At 66.8% G+C, this 22,195-nt stretch carries 17 protein-coding genes and 1 tRNA gene; 2 read left to right on the plus strand and 16 right to left on the minus strand.

The window, feature by feature from the left end; translation table 11 throughout:
* Positions 1 to 54: 54 nt before the first annotated feature.
* From PO605_RS05880 to PO605_RS05910, 7 genes are all read right to left on the minus strand, one after another.
* Complete coding sequence (locus tag PO605_RS05880; protein ID WP_231574462.1) at positions 55 to 2,127, minus strand: IPTL-CTERM sorting domain-containing protein; 2,073 nt, start codon at positions 2,125 to 2,127, stop codon at positions 55 to 57.
* A 599-nt stretch (positions 2,128 to 2,726) separates the two neighbouring features.
* Positions 2,727 to 2,801 (minus strand) — tRNA-Arg (locus tag PO605_RS05885).
* Between the two features lie 77 nt (positions 2,802 to 2,878).
* Positions 2,879 to 7,198: a translocation/assembly module TamB domain-containing protein gene (locus PO605_RS05890; RefSeq protein ID WP_272206187.1), complete on the minus strand. Its 4,320-nt coding sequence runs from the start codon at positions 7,196 to 7,198 to the stop codon at positions 2,879 to 2,881.
* 2 nt (positions 7,199 to 7,200) lie between these two features.
* A complete protein-coding gene (locus PO605_RS05895) occupies positions 7,201 to 9,123 on the minus strand; it encodes an autotransporter assembly complex protein TamA (RefSeq protein ID WP_374725853.1) in 1,923 nt (640 codons plus the stop codon).
* Between the two features lie 4 nt (positions 9,124 to 9,127).
* On the minus strand, positions 9,128 to 10,315 hold the full coding sequence (locus PO605_RS05900) for a vWA domain-containing protein (protein WP_016453729.1): 1,188 nt from the start codon (positions 10,313 to 10,315) through the stop codon (positions 9,128 to 9,130).
* 31 nt (positions 10,316 to 10,346) lie between these two features.
* Entirely contained in the window at positions 10,347 to 11,081 is a 735-nt protein-coding gene (locus PO605_RS05905) for a GNAT family N-acetyltransferase (RefSeq protein WP_047474128.1), read from the minus strand.
* Between the two features lie 8 nt (positions 11,082 to 11,089).
* A complete protein-coding gene (locus PO605_RS05910) occupies positions 11,090 to 11,944 on the minus strand; it encodes an AAA family ATPase (RefSeq protein WP_016450128.1) in 855 nt (284 codons plus the stop codon).
* A gap of 116 nt (positions 11,945 to 12,060) precedes the next feature.
* Here PO605_RS05910 and PO605_RS05915 point away from each other — a divergent pair, with 116 nt between their 5' ends.
* Positions 12,061 to 12,735 carry a c-type cytochrome gene (locus PO605_RS05915; protein ID WP_012203590.1) on the plus strand — a complete coding sequence of 225 codons (675 nt, stop codon included), beginning with the start codon at positions 12,061 to 12,063 and terminating at the stop codon, positions 12,733 to 12,735.
* A 70-nt stretch (positions 12,736 to 12,805) separates the two neighbouring features.
* On the opposite strand, the gene PO605_RS05920 is transcribed toward PO605_RS05915, so the two are convergent.
* Entirely contained in the window at positions 12,806 to 13,264 is a 459-nt protein-coding gene (locus PO605_RS05920; RefSeq protein ID WP_012203591.1) for a DUF1841 family protein, read from the minus strand.
* Positions 13,265 to 13,342: 78 nt separating this feature from the next.
* A complete protein-coding gene (locus PO605_RS05925) occupies positions 13,343 to 13,942 on the minus strand; it encodes a short chain dehydrogenase (protein ID WP_047474127.1) in 600 nt (199 codons plus the stop codon).
* Between the two features lie 106 nt (positions 13,943 to 14,048).
* On the opposite strand from PO605_RS05925, the gene PO605_RS05930 reads away from it, so the two are divergent.
* On the plus strand, positions 14,049 to 14,939 hold the full coding sequence (locus PO605_RS05930) for a LysR family transcriptional regulator (protein WP_012203593.1): 891 nt from the start codon (positions 14,049 to 14,051) through the stop codon (positions 14,937 to 14,939).
* A gap of 10 nt (positions 14,940 to 14,949) precedes the next feature.
* Here PO605_RS05930 and kefC read toward each other — a convergent pair whose 3' ends face one another.
* From kefC to PO605_RS05965, 7 genes are all read right to left on the minus strand, one after another.
* Positions 14,950 to 16,833 carry a glutathione-regulated potassium-efflux system protein KefC gene (gene kefC, locus PO605_RS05935; RefSeq protein ID WP_047474125.1) on the minus strand — a complete coding sequence of 628 codons (1,884 nt, stop codon included), beginning with the start codon at positions 16,831 to 16,833 and terminating at the stop codon, positions 14,950 to 14,952.
* A gap of 462 nt (positions 16,834 to 17,295) precedes the next feature.
* Complete coding sequence (locus PO605_RS05940) at positions 17,296 to 17,541, minus strand: DUF2274 domain-containing protein (RefSeq protein WP_009517047.1); 246 nt, start codon at positions 17,539 to 17,541, stop codon at positions 17,296 to 17,298.
* Positions 17,538 to 18,806, minus strand: a complete 1,269-nt coding sequence (locus tag PO605_RS05945; RefSeq protein WP_009517046.1) for a TrbI/VirB10 family protein — start codon at positions 18,804 to 18,806, stop codon at positions 17,538 to 17,540. The genes PO605_RS05940 and PO605_RS05945 overlap by 4 nt, the downstream gene beginning before the upstream one ends.
* A gap of 2 nt (positions 18,807 to 18,808) precedes the next feature.
* Positions 18,809 to 19,798 (minus strand): P-type conjugative transfer protein TrbG, encoded by a 990-nt coding sequence (gene trbG, locus PO605_RS05950; RefSeq protein ID WP_009517045.1) that lies wholly within the window; start codon positions 19,796 to 19,798, stop codon positions 18,809 to 18,811.
* Positions 19,795 to 20,499: a conjugal transfer protein TrbF gene (gene trbF / locus PO605_RS05955; protein WP_009517044.1), complete on the minus strand. Its 705-nt coding sequence runs from the start codon at positions 20,497 to 20,499 to the stop codon at positions 19,795 to 19,797. Before trbF ends, trbG begins: the two co-directional genes overlap by 4 nt.
* 18 nt (positions 20,500 to 20,517) lie before the next feature.
* Positions 20,518 to 21,891 carry a P-type conjugative transfer protein TrbL gene (gene trbL / locus PO605_RS05960; protein WP_009517043.1) on the minus strand — a complete coding sequence of 458 codons (1,374 nt, stop codon included), beginning with the start codon at positions 21,889 to 21,891 and terminating at the stop codon, positions 20,518 to 20,520.
* Positions 21,888 to 22,187: a hypothetical protein gene (locus PO605_RS05965; RefSeq protein WP_009517042.1), complete on the minus strand. Its 300-nt coding sequence runs from the start codon at positions 22,185 to 22,187 to the stop codon at positions 21,888 to 21,890. The genes trbL and PO605_RS05965 overlap by 4 nt, the downstream gene beginning before the upstream one ends.
* Positions 22,188 to 22,195: the final 8 nt, after the last annotated feature.

Here is a 22,195-nt window from a genome sequence, read left to right on the forward strand (position 1 = left end):
GCTCGTTTCGCGGCCGGTGAAATGAAAAAAGCCACCCGAAGGTGGCTTTTGTTTTCAGCCCTGGCGGCGGCGCATTCTTGCGATGCCGAACATGGCCAGAAGGGACGACAGCGCGATGATGCCCCATTCAGACAGGGTGGGAATCGCCGCAGTGCTGGCGGGTGCTGCCAGCAGTGCAAAGCCTCCCGGATCCTGGATGGATTGGTTGGCTATGCCGTCGTTGTCGCCGAGCCCGCCGTCGGTCAGCGTCAACGTGGCGCTCAGCCGGTCCGATGCCAGCACAGCACGGTTGGCAGGCAGTTGGTACCAGTGTGGTTGAGCACATGCTGCGCCTTGGCAGTTGAAACCATCAGGGCTGGGGCCGTACTTCATGTATACCGCGCCTGCAGGCACCGGTGTGCTGAAGTTCAGGGTGACGGTTGCATCGCTGCCCAGGTTGCCGCTGCTGAGATTCAGCGAGAGCAGTCCAGAGGGGAAAGTCACGCCTTGCGGAGCGGTCGCGGGTGGCGTGGTGCTGAAGCTGGCGTTGCTCACCTGCCAACCGTTGGCTGTCTGCAGTGCGACCATTGCCTTGCTGCCTCCAGCGGTGGACCAGGGGGCTTCGCAGCTGTTGGCGCTGCCACCGTTCAAGCCCTGGCACTGCCAGGTGTATTTGCCACTGGCGCTGGAGATCGCCGTAGCCGTGCCCGCGCTGCACAGGCCCGCTGCAGGGGCCAGTGCCGTGGCTTGGCCCGCCGCCGTGCCACAAGCGCCAGCGACTGGCACCTGTACATCAACGTTGTGCACGGTTCCTGTCGCGAAGCCCCCTGCAATGGGCTTGGCTGCTGCGGTGCTCTCGATGCCGGTGCCGCTGCTGTTGAGGTCCAGGCGCAGGCTGCCCGTGCCGCTGATGGCAGTGACGGGTACAGTCCATGTGATGCCGTTGTCGGCACTGGATGGCGTGCCCATCGTGCCGGTGGCGGTGCCTGTAGTGGTCAGCGCGAAATCTGTGGCGTCAACTCCGTTGACCGCTTCGCTGAAGGTCACTGCGAAATTGATGCTTGTGGCGCTGGCTGATGGTGTGCCCTGAGGGGCAATCGATGCCACCGAGGGCCCGCCCGGCGTGGCACTGGCGGCGACGTTGCCAAGGAAGTCACCCCAGATCCAGGAAGAAGAGGCGCCGGCAGCGGCAGATATCGTCTTGGTTTCCGTGTCGGTGGCGACATCAATGACATGGACTGTGCCATTCGCTGTTACAGCATACAGCGCCGCATCGTTTGCCGAGATACCAAGGCCCGTGATACTTGAGACCGCACCGCTCAGTGTGAGCGTTTTCTGTGTTGAAGTGTTGGCAGTGTCAACGACGTGCAATACATTGTTGTTTCCGCCAACATATAGTTTGCTGCCATTCTTTCGAACTGCTACTGCCCTGGCGGTGCCATTAATGCCGCTTATTGTGATCTGAGTAACCGTGTTATCTGCCAAATTGAGGAGGCCAACCGTGGTGCCATTATTGTTCGATGTGTATAGTTTTCCGGCTCCTGTCGGGTCATAAGCCAAGCCAAATCCCGAATTTGAGACGTTTCCCAGTGTGGATAACGTGTTGGTGGCAGTATCCAGTTTTTTGATCTCACCAGCGTTTGCACACAGCACATAAAGCGATGCGCCATCAGCGCTTAGTGCAGAGGCGATTGTCAAGCATCCGGTACTTAGGGTGTTCGTTATCTGTTTGGAGGTGGCGTCAATGACATGCAGCTTTTGGTTGTCGTAATCACTGACGTAGGCGATGGTGCCATTTGCAGAAAAGGTGATGGAGACAGAGCGCCCAGTGTTAGCGATAACTGCTTTTAGGGAGTTGTTTGTTGTGTCAATAACTCCCAGTTTGTTGCTGGATCCGTATTGCCCGAACCATGACTCATTGTTGGCGCCTGGTCGCAATGCAAGAGTGTAGATGTTAGCATTTAACGTTGCGTCCATGCTTGCTGGACTTAATGTGGTGGCGAGTTCTCCAGTCGCGGTATTGATGACCGAAATTGTTCTGCTGTTTGAATTGGGAATATAGGCGTAATCGGCGGCGCTTACGGCACAGGCAATGAGTGAGAGCGAAGCGGCGGCGAGGACGTGCTGCAAAGAACGGCGCTGAATCATGTGTGGACACCTTTGAGAAAAACCCCTGAAAGCTTGCAATGCACGCCTTGAGGATTGGGGAGGCTGGAAAGAAGACCTGCTTAGACCGGAGGTTTGGGCCTTGGTCTCATAGTGAGACTTTTGCTACAAATTAGAACAAAAAGAAACACTCTGAATCTGAGCAAGTCTGAGCAGATCGCGTTGCCAGGCGCGTCATCAGGGGGTGCTGGGGTAGGAGAGAGTCCCCCCCAGTTGTTGTGTTTTTGCTGCAGGTGCAGGGTCCTGCGGCCATTGAGTCTCCATGCTGCGGCAGTCGGGCAAAGGCTCCATCCAATTCATGCCAAACCGCAAGCGACTCAGTCCGCGTGCTTGATGGGTGCGCCGAGGCTGCAGCAGCTCGTCAGCCTGTGCTATCAGTTCCGTACCAGGACTGGCTCTGGACGATCGCCCCGAACGGGAGCGGGGCGAATCGCGATCTATGACGGTGTGCGATGCAAAAAAGCCCCTCAACACCCTATCCGGTGTCGAGGGGCTCTTGTCGTTTCTGCACTATTCATGTCCCCGGTATGTCACCAGACCATTTACAGTGCGCGCAAATGATTAATGCAAAAACCATCTGATGGTCCCTCCGACAGGAATCGAACCTGTATCTGGCGCTTAGGAGGCGCCCGTTCTATCCATTGAACTACGGAGAGGAGCAAACGGCGATTGTAAACCCATGGCGGGTCCGCCCCGCGCAGCGCCGGCAGGGCGGCTGCGCAGGGGTGGGGCGTCAGTCCTTGCGCACGGTGTAGATCAGGTCCAGCGCGCTGGTTTCCCCGGTCTGGCCGCGCAGGGTGAGGCGGCGCGAGAGGTCGTAGAAGATGTACAGCGTGCCCATGGCGCCCGAGAGGCTTTGCTCGTAGGTGACATAGAGGTCGCTGGACAGGCGCTTGCCCAGGGTGAGGGCCGCGCCGGTGGAGCCCTCGCCGCCCGGGCCCTTGAAGCCGATCTCGTCCAGGCCCAGGTTGCTGGCGATCTTGCCGCTGTTGTTGCGCCCGCCGCTGAGCAGGGACAGCGCGGCCTGCTGGAGCAGGGCGCTTTCGGCGCCGCCCGTGGCGGGGTCGCGGCCCATGACCACCCAGGAGAGCTTTTCGGCATCGGGCATTTCGGGGTCGGAGTACAGGCGCACGCGCGGGGCGTTGGCCGTGCCCTGCACCTGCACGCCTGCGCGCACGGCGATGTTCGGGCGCAGCGCCAGGATGTCCAGCGAGGGGTTGGCGTAGGGGCCGTTGAAGCGGATGAGGCCGGTCTCCACGTCCAGCGACTGGCCCCAGGCGCGGTAGCGGCCCTGCACGGTGCGGATCTCGCCGGTAATGCGCGGCGGGCCGCCCGCCACGGTGGGGCCTTGCACTTCCAGCGCGCCTTCCAGGCGGGTGGTGATGCCGTAGCCCTGCAGCGCGAAGTCGCGGCCCAGGTCGAGCTTGACGAGGATGTCGGGCAGCTTGATGGTTTCCGCGCGGGCCTGGGCCTTGCGGTCGGCCTGCTGCTGCTTGCGCGCCGCTTCCTGCTCGGCCTTGCGCGAGGCGGCCGAGTGCACGACCACGTCGGAGTCCAGCGAGGGCGCGGATTCCTCGGGCAGGATGATGGTGGCGCGGTCGGTGGTGAGGTCGCCGCGCAGCGTGAACTGCCCTTGCTCCAGCTTGGCCTGCAGGCCGCCCGAGACGCTGACCTGGCGGTCCGCGCGCACCAGCACCTGCAGCCTGGTGGCCTGGGCGCGCAGGTCCATGCTCAGGCCGGAGTTGCTGCCATCGGCGTTGGGCGGGTCCCAGCGCACGAAGCCCGAGCCCGTGAGTTCGCCGCCTTCGCGCGGTGCCGTGGTGAGGTTGCCGCTGTAGCCCAGGATGCGCGCATTGCTGCCGCGCCCGCCCTGCATGCGCAGCTCGGTCAGGTCCAGGCGGTTGCCTTGCAGGCGCGCACGCAGCACGCCGTTTTGCAGGTCGATGCCGTCCAGCGCGGACAGGATGCTCAGGCCGTCGGCCGAGAGATTGCCCTGCCACTGCGGGTTCTGGCGGTCGCCGCTGATCTCGGCCTTGGCCTGCAGCGAGCCGGTGACGCGCCAGCCGGGCGGGGCGAACAGCGCCCAGATGCCGATGTCGGGCATGCGGGCGTCTATCTGGCCGGACAGAGGGGCCTTCTCGGGCCAGGTCCAGGTGCCGTCCTGCTGGGCCAGGCGCGTGCCCAGCTGCGCGGTCAGGGTGCCGGCGCGTTCGCTGTCCCAGTCGAGCTTGGCCTGCACGTCGTCGCCCTGGGCGCGCACGCTCAGGCGGGCCTGCTTGATGTGGGCGCGCATGCCGGCGCCGCGCACGGTACGGGTGCGCACTTCGCCGGGCTTGCTGGAGCGCGGCCCCGTGGTGTGGATGACGGTGGTGCCCGAGCCGTCTTCCACGGCCAGGCGCAGGTCGCCGGCTGCACGCTCGACCAGCAGTTCGGCCTTGAGCGCGGGGCCCGTCGTGTCGATGTCCCAGCGGGCGTTGAAGCTCAGGTCGCCGCTCAGGCCCATGGCGGCCAGCGGGGGCTCCTCGGCCATGGACAGGGCATCGACCCAGGCCAGCGGCAATGCCTGGGCGCGGCCGGTGCTGCGCAGGGCCCAGCGGCCGTCGCTGCCCTGGGTGGCGCGGGTGTCATCCCAGGCCAGCAGCACGGGCTGGGGCGCTTGGGCATTGGTGCGGCGCTGGGGCAGGGTGGGCGGCGTGACCTGCAGGCTGCCGGCCGATGCCGTGAAGGCGGTGGACAGCACGGTGCGGCCCGTGGTGCGCTGGGCGATCCGTACGGGCTGGTTGCCTGCCAGTTGCAGCTGCCATGGGCCGGGCAGGTCCTGGCCCGGACTCAGCCGGGCCTGCAGCTTGTCGATGCTGGCCTGCCAGTCCAGGGGCGCGGCACCGCGCGCCGTGGCAAGGCCTGCCTGCAGGGCCGTGTCGATCTGCGCGGTCTGCGTGCCGCGCTTCGCCTGGCCGGCCAGGGTGAGGCTGGCCTGCTCGGGCGAGCCCTTGAGGGCCAGGCGCAGCTCGGGCAGCTCCAGCGCCTGCTCGGGCGGCGTGTTGGCGGGCAGGTAGCGCAGCTTGGCGGCCTGCAGGTCGGCCTGCAGCTGCAGGCCGCTGGCGGGCAGGGGGTCGCCCACGGCGGCCTTCATGCGCTTTTGCAGTGCGCCCCATCCGCCGCGCCAGCTGGCGTCCAGCTGGGCCTGGCCTTCGATCAGGGCGCCGGCCAGCGGGTCCTTCATGCCGGGCAGCTTGCGCAGCCACTGTGTGAGGGAGGTGAGTGACGACAGCTTGAGCTGGCTGCTGCCCTGGCCTGCGGCAGGGCTGATGTGGCCGTCCAGCGAGAGTTCGGCGCCGGGCAGCTGGGCCTTCAGCACGGTCTGCAGTTTTTGCTGTTCGGTGTCGAACTGCAGGCTGCGGCTGCGCACCGAGGCCTGCAGCGCATCAAGCTGCAGGTTCTCCAGCGACAGCACGGGCTGGGCCCAGCGGCCTTTGGTGGCGAGTTTTTCTATGCGCAGGGGCTGGCGCTTGGCGCTTGCGGGCGCTGCTGCGGCCTGGATGTCCACGCTGAAGTCCACCTGCTGCTCGGCCGTGGTGCTGGCGCGCAGCTCGCCCTGCAGCGGCGCTGCTTCCAGGAGGCTGTAGAGCGCGGCGGGGTCCAGGCGCTGGACCTTGGCCTGGCCTTCGAAGACCTTGGTGCCGGGCTCGAAGCGGCCCTGGGCGTCGATGCTGCCCGAGCCTATGGCGATCTGCGCCTGCTCCAGCAGCCACTGCTGGCCGTCATAGCGCACTGCGGCCTCGATCTGGTCCAGCGGCAGGCGCTGGCGGTCCCAGGGGCCGGGCATGGCGTTGTTCAGGCGTGTCGTCAGCTGCCAGGCGGTGGTGGCGATGGCCGAGCCTGGTGCCTGGTCCGATGGCTGTTCCGTGGCGGGTGCCTGGGCTGTATCAGCTGCCTTGCCATCCGGCCCGGCCTGCAATTCGCCGCTGATGCGGGTGCGCGGTCCCTGGGGCCAGAAGGCGGCGATGTCGATCTGGCTGAGCTGGGCGCGCGCGGTCTGCAGCGGCTGGGGCTGCCAGGGCCGGATGCTGGCCTCGATGTCCGCGTGCATGGGTTCGGACACGGGGGCGGCTTCCTTGCGCTCCCTGGCCTTGCCGTTCTTGCCATCGGCCCTGGCGGATTTCTGTACGGCGGAAGGGGCAGGCGTTTCCTCGGGCACCGTCCCGGGCTTGGCATCAACCTGGAGCTTGATGCCCAGTTGCGCAGCGGCGGTGGCCAGGGTGCCGTCGATCCGGGCCTTTGCCTGCACGGCCAGCGGTGCAGGTTTGGGGGCCTTGGCCGTGGAGGCCTCGTCGTCCGAAGCCAGGGCAGGCGCCTGCAGGTCGCCCTGCAGCTCGGCCTGGATGGCCATGGGCGCGCGGGCCTGCAGGCGCAGCCTGGCCTGGTAGCTGCCATCGGCCCATTGCAGGTCGCGCACGTCCAGCTGGTGCTCGCTGCCGTCGTAGGCGTAGTGGCCTTGCAGGCCCAGTACCTCGGCCTGGGGCGGGCCTTGCCAGACGATGCGCTCCACATGGAAGGGCACGTCGATCTTCACGGGCAGCACGAGCTGCTGCAGCGGCTCGACGGGTTTCTTGTCCTCGGGGTCGGGCGTGCTGGCAATGTTCAGCTCGGCGATGCGCACATCGCCCAGGCGCACGGTGCGCGACAGCAGGGGACGCAATTGCCAGCCGATGGTGGCGTCGCGCAGCTCCACCTTCATGGTGGGGCTTTGCCATTGCAGCCAGCCGATGCGCCCGCCCTGGCGCACGGTGCCGGTGACTTCCTTGGCCTGCAGGCTCTGGCCTGCGGGCAGCCAGCCGGCCACGCGCTGCAGGGTGTAGGCCAGCGAATCGGCACGGCCGCTCCACCACCAGGCGGAACCCAGCAGGGCGGCCAGCAGCAGGACCAGGACCAGGAAGAACCAGAGCAGGTAGCGCAGCCAGCGGCGGCGGGGCGCAGGCGACGGAGGGGACGCCTGGGGGTTTTGGTCTGGCGCGGCGGAGGAGGCAGGGGTATTCAAGCGGGAATCCACCATGGTCAGAAGTTGAAGCCCAGGCGTAGGTGCAGGCGCAGCTGCTTTTCCTGGGCGCCCCAGGCGATGTCGGCCTGCACGGGGCCCACGGGGCTGCGCCAGCGCAGGCCGGTGCCCACGCCCACGCGCATGTACATGGAGTCGGGCGCATCGCCCACGGTGCCGGCGTCCAGGAAGACGGCGTGCTCCCAGTCCTGTGTGTTGCCCTTGATGACGATGGGCCGCTGCCACTCGATGCTGCCCACGGCCATGTAGCGCCCGCCGATGACCTTGCCGCTGTCGGTGCGCGCACCGATGCTCTGGTACCCGTAGCCGCGCACGGTGTTGTCGCCGCCGGTGATGAACAGCTGGGTGACGGGCAGGTCGGCATCCTTGCGGGCCAGCAGGGCGCCGCCGGAGGCGCGCAGCGCCAGGCGGCTGCGGCGCTTGGTCTCGGGATCGACCTCGCCGATGGGAATCAGGCTGAGCCAGCGGCCCGAGACGCGGCCGAACGGTGTGCGCTGGGGCGTGAGCGTGGTGCCTGCGCCGACTTCCCAGGCAAAGCCGAAGCCCGAGGAGGGCGCCAGCGTGCTGTCGAAGTAGCGGCCCGTCCAGCCGTAGTTGGCGGTGACCGACGAGCTGGACGGGGGCGCGCCCTCGCCCTGGGTCTTGGCGTAGTCGTACTGCAGGTAGTAGTTGCGGTCGATGTGGTCTTCGGACTTGGTGCGGCCGGCGCGCAGCTGCAGGCTGTTGACATCGAAGTCGCCCGAGGGCGCGCGCTCGGCCTTGGCCGTGGTGAACCAGCGCCACAGGGTTTCATCGGGCAGGGCGGTCCACTGCGTGGAGATCAGCGGGTTCTTGCGGTCGAAGCGCATGCGCGTGACGGCACGCCAGCCCAGCCAGGGCAGGCGGTTGTGGATGTGGTCCACGCTCAGGCGCGGGCCGGTGTCGGTGCTCATGCCCACGCCGAAGACCCATTTCTGCATCTGGGCCTCGCGCACCTGGGCGATGACGGGCGTGGTGACCTGGGCGCCCTTGCGCTTGATGGCTTCCTCGTCCTCGGCGGCGCTGTCTCCCTGCTGGGGCACGTTGGCCAGCGTGAGGAAGACGGAGTCGTAGTAGCCGCTGCTGGCCAGGCGCAACTGGGCATCGACCAGGGCGGTCTGGTCGTATTCCTCGCCCTCGGGCAGGCGTGCGATGCGGGCCGTGCCCACGGGGTCGTAGCGCTGGGCGCCTTCGATGCGCAGCGGGCCGAAGGTGTAGGCCGGGCCGGGCGCATAGGCCACGCTGACGTCGGCCTCGTGCGTGTCGGCGTCGACGTCGGCCAGGCTGGAGTCGATGCGCGCCAGCGGGTAGCGGCGCGACTGCAGCGTGCGCAGGCCCTGGCTCTTGGCCTGGCTCCAGCTGGCCTGGCTGAAGCGCTGGCCGGGCTGCAGCGGCCATTGGCTTTCGATGGTGGCGCGCTGCGAGGCGCCTTCGGGATCGTCGGCGTTGACGCCTGCAAAACGCACCTGGCTGCGCGCAATGGTGGCGGGCTCGCCAGGGTCCACCTTGACGGTGACCTCCAGCGGGGCCTCGTCGGATTCGGGCGTTTCCTTGATCTCCACCGTGACCGTGGGGCTGAAGTAGCCCAGCGTGCCGATCAGGTCGCGCACGTTGGCGTCGGTGGCGCCCAGCAGCCGCGTCAGCTCGCGCCGCTGCAGGTCGCTCTGGTAGCGGTAGCGGCGCAGTTCGAGGTGCTTTTCCAGCAGCTCGCGCACTTCCTTGGGCGCATCGACGACAAGGGAGAAGGCCGGGTCGCCGGTCGCTGCAATCAGCGATGGGTCCGTGTCTTTGTCATCATTCTTGGACGGCAGGAGGCTGCAGCCGCCGAGCATCAGGGCTGCACTCAACAGAAACAAAAACGCCGGCCCTCGGGCCGGCGCTGTCGCGGGGGGGAGCTTGGGCATCGGCCTATTTTGACAGCAGGCGCATGGCGTCTTCCAGACCTTTGAGTGTCAAAGGGTACATGCGGTTGCCCGTGAGCTGCTGGATGATGCTGATGCTCTGGCGGTACTGCCAGACGCCGGGCGGCTCGGGGTTGATCCAGGCAAAGCGCGGGAAGGCATGCGTCAGGCGCTGCAGCCATTCGGCGCCGGGCTCCTCGTTCATGTACTCCACGCTGCCGCCGGGCTGCAGGATCTCGTAGGGGCTCATGGTGGCGTCGCCCACGAAGATCAGCTTGTAGTCCTTGTTGTACTTGCGGATGATGTCCCAGGTCGGAAACTTCTCGGCGAAGCGGCGGCGGTTGTTCTTCCACATGAAGTCGTAGACGCAGTTGTGGAAGTAGTAGAACTCCAGGTGCTTGAACTCGCTCTTGACGGCGGAGAACAGCTCCTCCACGCGCTGCACGTGCTCGTCCATGGTGCCGCCCACGTCCATGAGCAGCAGCACCTTCACGTTGTTGTGGCGCTCCGGGATCATCTTGATGTCCAGGTAGCCCGCGTTGGCGGCCGTGCTGCGGATGGTGTCGGGCAGGTCCAGCTCCAGGTCGCTGCCTTCGCGTGCGAACTTGCGCAGCCGGCGCAGCGCCACCTTGATGTTGCGCGTGCCCAGCTCCTGCGTGTCGTCGTAGTCGCGGTAGGCACGCTGCTCCCAGACCTTGACGGCGCTCTTGTTGCGGCCCGGCCCGCCGATGCGCACGCCGGCCGGGTTGTAGCCGCCGTGGCCGAAGGGGCTGGTGCCGCCCGTGCCTATCCACTTGTTGCCGCCTTCGTGGCGCTCCTTTTGCTCCTCCAGGCGCTTTTTGAGCGTGTCCATCAGCTCGTCCCAGCCCATGGCTTCGATGGCGGCCTTCTGCTCGGGCGAGAGTTCGCGCTCCAGCAGCTTCTTCAGCCAGTCCTGGGGAATCTCGCGCGTGAGGTCGGCCACCATCTCCACGCCCTTGAAGTAGGCAGCGAAGGCGCGGTCGTACTTGTCGTAGTGCTTCTCGTCCTTGACCAGCACGGTGCGGCCCAGGTGGTAGAAGTCGTCCAGGCTCCAGGCGTCCTCGCTCCTGGGGCCGACCACGCCGGCCTGCAGCGCCTCCAGCAGGGTCAGGAACTCCTTGACCGACACGGGCAGCTTGGCCGCGCGCATGGTGTAGAAGAAGTCGATCAGCATGGCATCTCCCGAGGGCCCGGCGTACGCGCCCTCATGTGCGCGCCACGGCGGTGCTGCCGTCCGAATGGCGCTGCAACTGGTCCAGCAACTGGGCGCGCGACTCGGGCCATTCGCCGCTGCGCAGGCTGTACATCACGGTGTCGCGGATGGTGCCGTCACGGCGCAGCGCGTGGCCGCGGATCACGCCGTCCTTCCTGGCACCCAGGCGCTCGATGGCGCGCTGGCTGGCGAAGTTGAAGCAGTCCGTGCGCCAGCCCACCACATGGCAGGCCAGCGTGTCGAAGGCATGGCCCATGAGCATGAGCTTGGCCGAGGTGTTGACATGGGTGCGCTGCACGCTGCGCGCGTACCAGGTGTAGCCGATCTCCACGCGGCGCACCTCGGGCAGGATGTCGTGGTAGCTGCTGGTGCCCAGCACGCGGCCGCTGTCGTCGTCGAGCACGGCAAACGCGAAGCGCTTGCCCTGGCTGCGCTGCTCCAGCGCGGCCTCGATATAGGTGCGCACGTCGTCGGGCTCGGGCGCGGAGGTCACGCGGATGCGCCACAGCTGGCCGTCCTGCACGGCCTCGCGCAGGCCCGCTTCATGGCTGAGCGCCAGGGGCTCGAGCCGCACGCCGTTGAAGCGCATGACCACGGGCTGCACGAAGCCCTGGTGCGCCACGGCGCCAGCCACGGGGATGGTGGTGACCTGGCCGGTGATGGCCGGCACGCGCGATTCTGCGCCGGCGTGGTCGGGGCCTTCGGTGTCGGGCTTGGAATCCGGCATGGCTGGCCTCAGCGGTTGCGCTGGTTCATGAAGACCAGCTTCTCGAACAGGCTCACGTCCTGCTCGTTCTTGAGCAGGGCGCCCACCAGCGGCGGCACGGAGACCTTGCCCTCGGCGGTCTGCAGCGATTCCACGGGAATGTCCTCGGCCACCAGCAGCTTGAGCCAGTCGATCAGCTCGCTGGTGGAGGGCTTCTTCTTGAGGCCGGGCAGGTTGCGCACGTCGTAGAACACCTTCATCGCGGCGGCCAGCAGCTCGCCCTGCAGCTTGGGGAAGTGCACGGCCACGATCTGGCGCATGGTGTCGGCGTCGGGGAACTTGATGTAGTGGAAGAAGCAGCGGCGCAGGAAGGCGTCGGGCAGCTCCTTTTCGTTGTTGGAGGTGATGAACACCAGCGGCCGGTGCTTGGCGCGGATCATCTCGCGCGTCTCGTAGCAGTAGAACTCCATGCGGTCGATCTCGCGCAGCAGGTCGTTCGGGAATTCGATGTCGGCCTTGTCGATCTCGTCGATCAGCAGGGCCACGGGCCGGTCTGCCGTGAAGGCCTGCCACAGCACGCCCTTGACGATGTAGTTGTGGATGTCCTTGACGCGCTCGCCGCCGTCGATGTCGGACAGTTGCGAGTCGCGCAGGCGGCTGACGGCGTCGTATTCATACAGGCCCTGCTGGGCCTTGGTGGTGGACTTGATGTGCCACTGCAGCAGCGGCATGTCCAGCGCGGCGGCCACTTCCTCGGCCAGCATGGTCTTGCCCGTGCCGGGCTCTCCCTTGACCAGCAGCGGGCGCTGCAAGGTGGCTGCGGCATTCACCGCGAGCATCAAATCCTGGGTGGCGACGTAGTTCTCGGAACCTTGAAATTTCATGGGCGGTATCAGCGTAAGTATTGATGGGGACGCTTGACGGTGACTGCCATAATCGGTCGCGCTACCCGCTCAGCAGTAGGCATCCGTCAGAACTCTTGAAGGATTGTGCGCGCAAAATGATAAAAACTTTGACCACGGTATTGGCGCTGACTGTCGCATCTGTGACCCCTGTGGCACAGGCCCAGCAAAGCAAAGGTGACGCAAAGGCAGGGGAGGGGAAGATCGCCATGTGCATTGGCTGCCATGGCATCCAGGGCTACCAGGCCAGCTTCCCCGAGGTGTACAAGGTCCCCAAGATTTCAGGACAGGGCGCACCCTACATCGTGGCCGCGCTGCAGGCCTACCAGAAGGGCGAACGCAAGCACCCCACCATGCGCGGCATCGCCGATCCGCTGACCGAGCAGGACATGGCCGACGTGGCCGCCTACTACGCCGAGCATGGCGTGGCCAAGGCCGCCGACGCCAAGGTCCGCGAGCCCAGCACCCAGGTTGCCGCGCTGCTGCAAAAAGGGGCCTGTGTCTCCTGCCACGGCCAGGGTTTTTCCAAACCCATCGACCCCAGCTACCCGAAGGTGGCGGGCCAGTATGCGGACTATCTGTACTCTGCCCTCAAGTCCTACAAGACCGAAGGCAACCCCCATATCGGCCGCAGCAACGGCGTGATGGCCGGCATTGCCAAGCAGTTCACCAACAGCGAACTCAAGGCGCTGGCCAACTACATCGGCAGCCTCGATGGCGAGCTGCAGACCCTGCCCCAGCCCCATTTCCGCCTCGGCCAGAAATCGCAGTAGGTCGCGCCTTTCCTCCAAAGCAAAAGCCCGCAATTGCGGGCTTTTGCTTGAGGGCAATGAAGGGCCGGAACTATGCGCCGCCCGTGGCCTTGGCGCCGTCGCTGGTGGCGCGGCGCTGCACGGCGGCAATGTAGGCCTCGCCATCCGGTGGGCGGCCCGAGCGCTGGCTTTCCCAGAGCATCTGCCCCAGGCATTCCATGGTGGCGTGGTGGGCGTCGTGCAGCGAGTCCAGGCGGCGGCTGAGCAGCTCCACGGCCTGGCGTATGCCGCGCGGCTGGTCGATGCTGCACTGCTCGCTGATGGACAGGTGCATGGACAGGTGCAAAAACGGATTGGTCACGCCGGGCGTGGCGTCGTAGTCGCGCAGCAGGGCGGCGTCCACGTCGGCGAGGTCATCGAAATACTCGGGATGCTCGGCAATCCAGAGGCTGGCCAGCGTCTCTATGGCCTCCATCGGCGCGCCGTTCAGCATCTTGGTGCGCACGCCGCAGAAAAAGCGCCGCACATCGGCTTGGGTGGGGTTGAACATGGTGGCGTGCAGCGTAGCACGCAGCCCTTTTGGGCGGGAACGCAAGGACTTTGCCGAGGGCCCGCCGCAAGACAGGGATCAGAGCACTTCGAAGACCCTGCCGGTCTGGGCTCCTTCCACGCTGCGCTGGTAGGCCAGGGCCACGCGCGCGGCGGGCACGGTCTCGAAACCGGGGAAGACCGAGCCATAGGCCTGGGCCGATTCGGTCAGCAGGGTGGGGCTCACGGCATTGATGCGCAGGCCGCGCTGCAGTTCGACCGCAGCGCCGGTGACGAAGCCGTGGAGGGCGGCATTCACCGTCGATGCATTGGCGCCGTGGCGGATGGGCTCGGTGGCGGCGACGCCGCTGGTCAGCGTGATGGAGCCGCCGTCGCGCAGCCAGCGCTGGCCCAGCAGGGCTAGCCGCACCTGGCCCAGCAGCTTGTCCTGCAGACCGGAGTTGAACTGCTCGGCCGTCATCTCGGACAGCGGGCCGAAATGTAGCTTGCCGGCCGTGCTGACGATGGCGTCCACCTCGCCGGCGGCTTCGAACATTTTCTGCAGCGTCTCGGGCTGCGTGAAGTCGGCGCGCAGGTCGCCGCTGTTGCGGCCCACGGTGACGATCTCATGGCGCGGGGCCAGCAGGGCGTGGACAGCGCGGCCAATGGTGCCGGTGGCACCGATGAGCAGGATCTTCATGCGGTTTTCTTTCGGAAGGAGTGAACAGGCCTCCAGTGTTTTGCAAATCGCTCATGCCATAAAGTAGCGAAATCTTTTTGTACTACTAAGCATTGGTTAGCAATCCATGGACAAGCTGCGCAATATGGAGGTCTTCATGGCCGTGGTCGAGGACGGCAGCTTTGCCCAGGCCGCGCGGCGCCTGGATATCTCGGCCGTGATGGTGGGCAAGCATGTGCAGCAACTGGAAGCCCACCTGGGCGCGCGCCTGCTGCAGCGCACCACGCGGCGCCACAGCCTGACCGAGGTGGGTCGCAGCTTCTACGAGGACAGCCGCCAGGTCTTCGAGCAGTTGCGCTGGGCCGAGTCTGCCGTGGAGCGCAGCCGCAGCGCACCCCAGGGCCTGCTGCGCATCAGCGCGCCGACCACGCTGGGCAACCATGTGATCGCGCCGCTGGTGGCCGACTACCAGCTGGCCAATCCGCTGGTGCGCGTGGACCTGCAACTGAGCGACAGCATGGCCGACCTGGTGGGCGAGAACATCGACGTGGCCGTGCGCATCGGCCCCGTGGGCGGCGAAGGCCTGGTGGCGCGGCCGCTGCAGCCCTATCGCATGGTGATTGCGGCGGCGCCCTCGTACCTGCGGCGGCGCGGGCATCCGCGTGGCGTGGACGATCTGGCGCGCCATGACTGCCTGAGCTACGCGGTCTGGCAGCGCCGCTCGGAATGGATTCTGCGCGGCGACGGCTCGGGTTCGGTGCAGTGGCCCGAAGACGCCCGCCTGCGCTGCAACAGCGGCGATGGATTGCGCCATGCGGCGCTGCGCGGCCTGGGCCTGATCCTGCAGCCCGAGGTGCTGCTGGCCGCCGACATGGCCGCGGGCCGGCTGGTGCCCGTGCTGCAGGACTGCGTGCCACTGCCGCGCCCGGTGCACCTGGTCTATCTGCCGGACCGCCGCCAGCTGCCCAAGCTGGCGCAGTTCGTGGACCACATGGTGCGGGCGCTGGGCGCGGCCTGAGGCCCGGTTTTCAGGGGCCGGGCGGCGGCGGGGCTTCCTGCGGCGCCTGGTCCTTCTCCTGCTGCGCCTGGGCCTCCTGCCGCTCCTTGGCCATCTGCTCGACCAGCTGCTGGCGGCCCTGCTTGGCCACGGCAATGAGCTGGGCCTGGTCCTTGTGGTGGGGGTACATGCGCTCGATCAGCTCCAGGTTGTGCTCCCGAAAGCGCGTGGTGGTGCGCTTGGCCTCGGCAGGGCTGTGGCCGGCGAGTTCCAGCACGGTGCGCGCCGAGACCAGGCTGGACTCGAAGACTTCGCGCTCGACATGGTGCACGCCCAGGTCGCGCAACTGGTACCAGTGGGCCATGTCGCGCGCGCGGGCCACGATCTCCAGGTGCGGAAAGCGCTTGCGCACGCGGGCGGCGATCTTCAGCGATTGCTCGGAAGAGTCCACCGCGATGACCAGCACCCGCGCCTTGTCCGCGCCGGCAATGCGCAGCAGGTCCATGCGCGTGGCATCGCCGAAGAACACGCGGTATCCGAAGGTGTGGGCCACTTCCAGCATCTCCACGCTGTGGTCGAGGATGGTGGCCGGCACGCCCTGGGTCAGCAGCACGCGTGCCACGATCTGGCCGTAGCGGCCAAAGCCCGCAATGATGATTTGCGCGTCCTGCGGCTCCGATATTTCATGGGGCCTGGCAGACTGGCCCGCGCCGTCGACCTGGCAATCCTTCATGTCGGCAAAGCGCTTGAGCAGCAGCTTGTCCATCAGCACCAGCACCAGCGGGCCGATCAGCATGGACAGGGCCACGGCGGCCACCAGCATGGACGAGATGCTGTGGTGGAACACCTTGTACTGCGCCGCCGTCTGGAACACCACGAAGGCGAACTCCCCGCCCTGGGCCAGCAGCAGGGCGAACACCGGGCGCTCGCGCCAGGGCAGCTTCAGCACGCGGGCCAGGGTGTAGAGCACGGCGCCCTTGAGCGCCAGAAAGCCCAGCACCATGGCGGCCATTGCCCAGGGCGCGCGCAGCAGCACGCCGAAGTCGATGCTCATGCCCACGGCCATGAAGAACAGGCCCAGCAGCAGGCCCTTGAAGGGCTCGATGTTGGTCTCCAGCTCGCTGCGGTACTCGCTGTCGGCCAGCAGCACGCCGGCCAGGAAGGCGCCCAGCGCCATGGACAGGCCCACCTGCACCATCAGCATGGCAATGCCCACCACCAGCAGCAGCGAGGTGGCCGTGAAGATCTCGGGCGTGCGGCTGCGGGCGATCCAGCGCAGCAGGGGGCGCAGCAGCAGGCGGCCGCCCACCACCACGGCGGCGATGGTGCCCACGGTCTTGAGCACCTGCAGCCACAGGTGGCTGTCTGTGTGCGTGGCATTGGCGGCCTTGACCGCGCCCAGGATGGGGATCAGCGCCAGGATGGGAATGGCGGCCACGTCCTGGAACAGCAGGATGGAAAAGCCGGCCTGGCCGCTGGGCGTGCGCATGAGGTTGCGCTCGGCCATGACCTGCAGGCAGATGGCCGTGGACGACAGGGCCAGGCCCATGCCCGCGATCAGGCTCACCCGCCAGGAAAAGCCGAAGGCCCAGGCCGCCAGGAACAGCACGCCCGTGCAGGCCAGCATCTGCGCCAGCCCCCATCCCAGGATGGGCCGGCGCAGCTCCCACAGGCGGCTGGGCTGCAGCTCCAGCCCGATCACGAAGAGCATCAGCACCACGCCGAACTCGGCGAAATGAAAAATGTCATCCACATTGCTGACAAGCGACATTCCCCAGGGGCCCATGGCAATGCCGGCACCCAGGTAGCCAATGATGGCGCCCAGGCCCAGGGCACGCGCAATGGGCACGGCCAGCACGGCGGCGGTGAGATAGAGAAAGCCGTAGGTCAGCCAGATGGGGGCGCTGTGTTCCATGGAAGCTCGGGATCTTGGAGTTGGTGTTTACCCTGGGGTGATTGATTGTGTCACTCTCACAGCCGGGTCAGCTTTTTGACAGGGTTGAAAATGCCCCCCACGCTCCCTTTGCTGCGCTAGGTCCGCTGCCCCTGGCCGGGCGCCCCCCGAGGGGGCCGTTTTCATCTTGGGGCGGCCCGGCGATGAAAAATGTCCGCTGTCAAGTCTTTCTTGCAGACATGCAGCGGTGCGAAAGGGCTTATGGGGCAATAGGTTAGCCTAGATTCAGGCTGCGGCGCGCTCTTGCTGCATTTCTAGCTAGGTGCCACATGGGTGCTTCGCGGTGGCAAACGCAGGGGCGCCGCAGCGGGCAAGATCGCATAGCCATCTATGCCCCGGCTGGTCGCAATCCATTCCCAAAAACGGAAGCGCAGCCCGAGGCTGCGCTTTCATCGTGAGCGGATGGTGGATGCGCCCGCATCGTCAACCCGGCTTCGGCGGTGCGGCCTTGTTCCCACTTCCCTTCCTGAATCCCCGATCCCCCGCCATGAACGCCTCCAGCATGTGCGGGATCAGCGTCACCGCATCGACCGCCTCGCCATACGCCTGTGCGTGCAGCGCGGCGTAACGGTCGAGGTCGGCTTTCAGGCTGGCCGGGCAGGTGAACGTCAGCTTCGTGCTACCGCTGGACGGCAACGGGCCGAGGCGGAGTTTTCGGGCGGTACTCATCGCGCACCTTCAAGCTGATAGAACATGGGTTGGTAAGGACGCAACACGAGGTCGCGCGCCACGATCACCCGAACCGGCAAGCCCGGCCGTGCCGTCAGCGTCGGCTGGATGTTCATGTTGCGCCGGGTGATCTCCTGCCCGACCTGATTGATGCTGTCCTGCGCGCTGTCGCGCCCGGCGATCACGATGCGGTTGCCGTCCTGCCGGTTCTCCGGCGCGGCCAGCTCGGCGCCGACGCCCAGCAGCGTCGTCAGCACCGCACCGGCAAAGATGCGCTTCCAGTGCCAGTCCACGTCGTCTTCCAGGCCCGCGTAGCCGGCCGGGTCGGTGCCCACGAGATTGTCGAGTGTCAGCGAGGACGTGTCCGGCAGGATGACGCGGTTCCACACCACCTGCACGCGGCTCTGCCCGTAGCTGACCTGGCTGTTGTATCTGCCGAGGATGCGCGATCCCTGCGGGATCAGCAGGAACTTGCCCGTGGCCGTGTCATAGACCGGCTCCGTGACGGTGGCGATCACATCGCCCGGAAGATCGGACTTGATGCCCGTCACCAGCGCGCCTGCGATCACCGTACCGGCCATCACCTGATACGGCGACGCCGGCAGCGCCAAATTGCCGGAATTGCGGGTTTCCGTAGAACCGGCTTTCAGGAACGCCTCTTTCTGCTCTTGCCGGTTCTGCACGGCGGTCGGGTCGGCAGGCTGGGCCGCCGTCGAGGCAGGCCCGGCAGCGAGCGGGTCGAAAGCCGCGAGTGTGCTGGCACCGCTCGCACCCGGCGCCGCCTGCGCCACCGTGGCGGCCGCCTGGCCTTGGCCGCCCGAGCGGAAGAACACCGACGAAGCCGCAGCGGCCTCCGCTTCCTTGCGCAAGGCGTCATTCGGATCATGGCCGGGGGCCGTGTAAGCGGCCATGGCCGGCTGCTGCGAGTTCACGATGGCCGGGCCGAGATCGCCCGGCAGCGGCGGCCCCAACTCGGGCACCTTCCGCAGCTTCGAGTAGTCGGAAGGCAGGCCATCCAGCCCCTCGGACTTCGATACGCGATCGACGTTGTAAAGCTCGGTCTGTTCGCCCGCGTCGCGCCGGTGCGGCTGCAATGACCAGATCGTGGCCCCGAGCACGGCGACCGACAGGCCGCCGACGAGGATGGCCAGCGTGCGCCGGTTCAGGCGCGTGACCGGGCGCGGCTGTGCGCGCAGCGCCACTGCCTCGGGCGCTACCTTGCCCGCCTGTGGCGTGGCGAGGTCGGGAGTGTCGTCCTGGCTCATGGTCAGTTCCTCCGCGTGCCGTCCGTGCGTTCGATGCGCACCACGTCGCCCTTGTCGCCTCCCAGGCGCAGTTCGGCCGCGCCGAACAGGCGATCCACGATGTAGTACGGCGGCCGAAAGCGGTAGTTCACCAGTTGCCCATCGCCCTGTGCGCCAATGACGAACAGCGGCGGCAACTCGCCCTGGGCGATGCCGGGCGGGAACTGGATATAGACCTTCTCCCCGTCGTCGAAGGCGCGCAGCGGCTTCCACGGCGGATTGCTGCCGCTGACCGTGTAGCGGAAACGGATCTTCTCCAGCGAGAGCCCGGTATCGACCGGCGCGACGGCGCTGGCCGCCTGTGCCTGACGCTGCAAGGCCAGCATCTTGTCCTTCGGATACTCCCAGGACACCGACGCCATCCATGTCTTTTCGGTCGAAGTCAGCTCCATCAGGTACGTCCTGCGGCTGGTGGTGATGACCAGATTGGTCTTGAGGCCCGAGCGGATCGGTTTGACCATCACGTTGACGCGCAGCGCTTCGCCGCTGCCGCTCGATGTGTCCCCGACGATCCAGCGCACCGTGTCGCCAGCGGCCACCGTCACCAGCTCCTCGCCCGGCTGGAGCGCGATCACGGTCACGCGGCCCACGGCCGCATAGACCTGATACAGCGCGCCATCCGTGAAGGGCCAGACCTGAATCGCATTGACGTAGCCCTCGCGCGTGGGCGCGACTCGCGCCTCGGTATTGGCCCGTGAGACGCGCACCTTCTCGTCGGCCGGCTCCGGCACCGGCTTGGCTTCTTCGCCCTCGGGCGCCGGCTTCAATTGCGCCGGCATTGGCAGCACCTCGGGCACGGCGACCGCCTCCACAGGTGCGGGCGGCTCCGGCAGCTTCTGCGCCTGCACCGGCTCATCGAGCGAGATGGTCGGCGGCGGCTTGCCCTGCGTGGCGCAGCCCGCCAGGGCAAGCAGGATCACCGGCAAAACTGATTTACGGAAAAGATCATTCATGGTTTTGCTCCTTCGGAAGAATCCAGTTCGCGGCTCCACGACAGGCCGTTGACGTAGATGCCTAGGGGGTTCTTGCGCAGGCGCTGTTCGGTGCGCGGGGTCTGCTGCACGATGGAAATCACCGCGTTCCAGCGTTCGGTGCCGGCAGGAGCGCCATTGACGAAGCGTTGTTCCGTCCAGCGCACGTTGAACGAGGCATCGCTCGCGCGGGTCACGCTGGTGATCTGCACCGTCACCGACTCCTTGCCGATGCGCGCGAACGGATCGTTCACGCGGGCGTACTCGTTGAGCACCACGGCGCCTTTGTCGGTGGTGTAGTCGTAGGCGTCCAGCCAGTTCTGCCGCACCACGATGGGGTCGATGGACAGCGAGCGCACCAGGCCAATGAAGCGGCCCAGGTGGTAGGCCACCTGGGCATCGCTGGGCTTGTACGGCGTGGCGGCCTCGCCCACGGCGCGCACCTGGCCCGCGTTGTCCACCTCCACCACGTAGGGCGTCACGATGGACTGCGCGGAACGCCACACGAGGCCGCCGGCCATCAGCACCGCCAGCGTCAGGCAGCCAAAAGCCATCAGGCGCCAGCTCCTGGCCTGCACGCGGGACGAACCGATACGTTCGTCCCACACCTGCGCGGCGGACTGGTAAGGGGTCGCAGGCTGCGGCGTATCGGCGTAGCGCACCTGCGGTCGTTTGAATCGCATGGTTGTTCTCCTTGAAGATCAGGAATCGGAATCGCGCAGACTCGGCCCCTGGCTGGAGCTGCCGCCGTCGCCCCCGCGCAGCGCGTGGGCGGCGGTGGTTGCGGCATGGGTGAGTTGCTGGCGGCGATGCAGGCGTTTGGCCCAGGCGGGTTGCTCTTGCGGCGCGGTGGAGGGCGTATCACCACCAGACGCTGGGCCGCCCGATGCGGCGGCTGTACCGCCTCCCGCCGAAGTCGTGCCTTCCTGGCGGAAAGCTGCGGCGGTACGTTCCTTCATCGAACGCGCGCCATCGGCCACCTTCTGCCCGGCTGCCTGAGCGCCTGTCTTGGCGACATTGCCGAAGCCCGCAGCGGCACCCTTGAGGCCACCGCCTGCCGAAGCAGAACCGGCCTGGAACGCCGACCGCGCGCTGCTGGCGGCTCCAGCAGCAGCCCGCGCGCCGCTGCCGGCCAGCCTTGCGGCTGCGGGCGCCATGCGCGCTCCAGCGGCTACCGCGCCGCCAACGCCCGTGGCTGCGGCGCCGACGGCAACGGCAGCGCCCGCAGCGCCCAGCGCAGCACCGGCCATCGCACCAGCGCCAAGCTGCGGCCCGCCAGACACCAGCCCAGTTGCAATGCCTGGCCCGAAGATGCCCAAGGCCAGCAGGGTCAGCGAGGCCAGCATCACGACCAAGGAGTGGTCGATGGATGGCTCGGCGGGATGTACCTGAAACTCGGCGAACAGCCCCGAGCCGATGCCCACGATGACCGCGAGCACCAACACCTTGATGCCGGACGACACCACGTTGCCCAGTACCTTTTCGGCGAGGAACGCGGTCTTGTTCCAGAGTGCGAACGGCACGAGCACGAAGCCCGCGAGCGTGGTCAGCTTGAACTCGATCAGCGTGATGAAAAGCTGGATCGCCAGCACGAAGAAGCACAGGATGACGATCAGCCACGCGAGGAACATCACGACGATCGGCGTGATGTTCACGAACACCTCGGGGAAGCCCGCCATATTGCCGATCTGCTCAAGGATCGGCGCCCCGGCGTCGATGCCGACCTTGGCCAGCCGCCCAGGGTGCAGGAAGTTCTCCATGCTCAAGGTCGAGCCGCTGGCCGTCAGGCCGAGCCCGGCGAAGGAGCGAAACAGGATGCCGGCCAGCGTGTTGAAGTTGCCGATGATGTAGGCGAAGGCACCGACATAGAGCACCTTGCGGATCAGCTTGGCGAACACGTCTTCGCCCTGGCCGACCGCATGGCCCATCGCCCAGAACAGCCCGGCGATCGTCATGTCGATGATGATCAGCGTGGCGGTCAGAAACGCCACCTCGCCATGCAGCAGCCCGAAGCCCGAGTCGATGTAGCGCGAGAAGGTATCGAGGAAGCGGTCAATCACCGTCACGTCATTCATGGCGAGTCCTCCTGCCCAGGTTCTTTGGCATCGGCGGGTTCATCGAAGCTGGGCGGAATCGGCGGCAGGTCGGCCAGCGTCTGGTACTCGCCCGGCCCGGCCTGGCCGGAGAGAAAGCGCCGCAGGTCGGCCTGGGCCACCTGCGCGCAAAACGCGCCTTCGTGCGCGCCCGCGCGGCACTGCGCGCGCAGCGTGTGCAACCGGGATGGATCGGTGGCCAGTGAAGCCACCGACAGCGGCTGAAAGCAGCCGGACAGCAGGAACGCGAGAGCGAACACGACAGGCGCGTACTTCATGGCCGCAC

It is taken from the genome of Delftia sp. DT-2, from assembly GCF_028401915.1.
Taxonomy (GTDB): Bacteria; Pseudomonadota; Gammaproteobacteria; order Burkholderiales; family Burkholderiaceae_C; genus Comamonas; species Comamonas tsuruhatensis.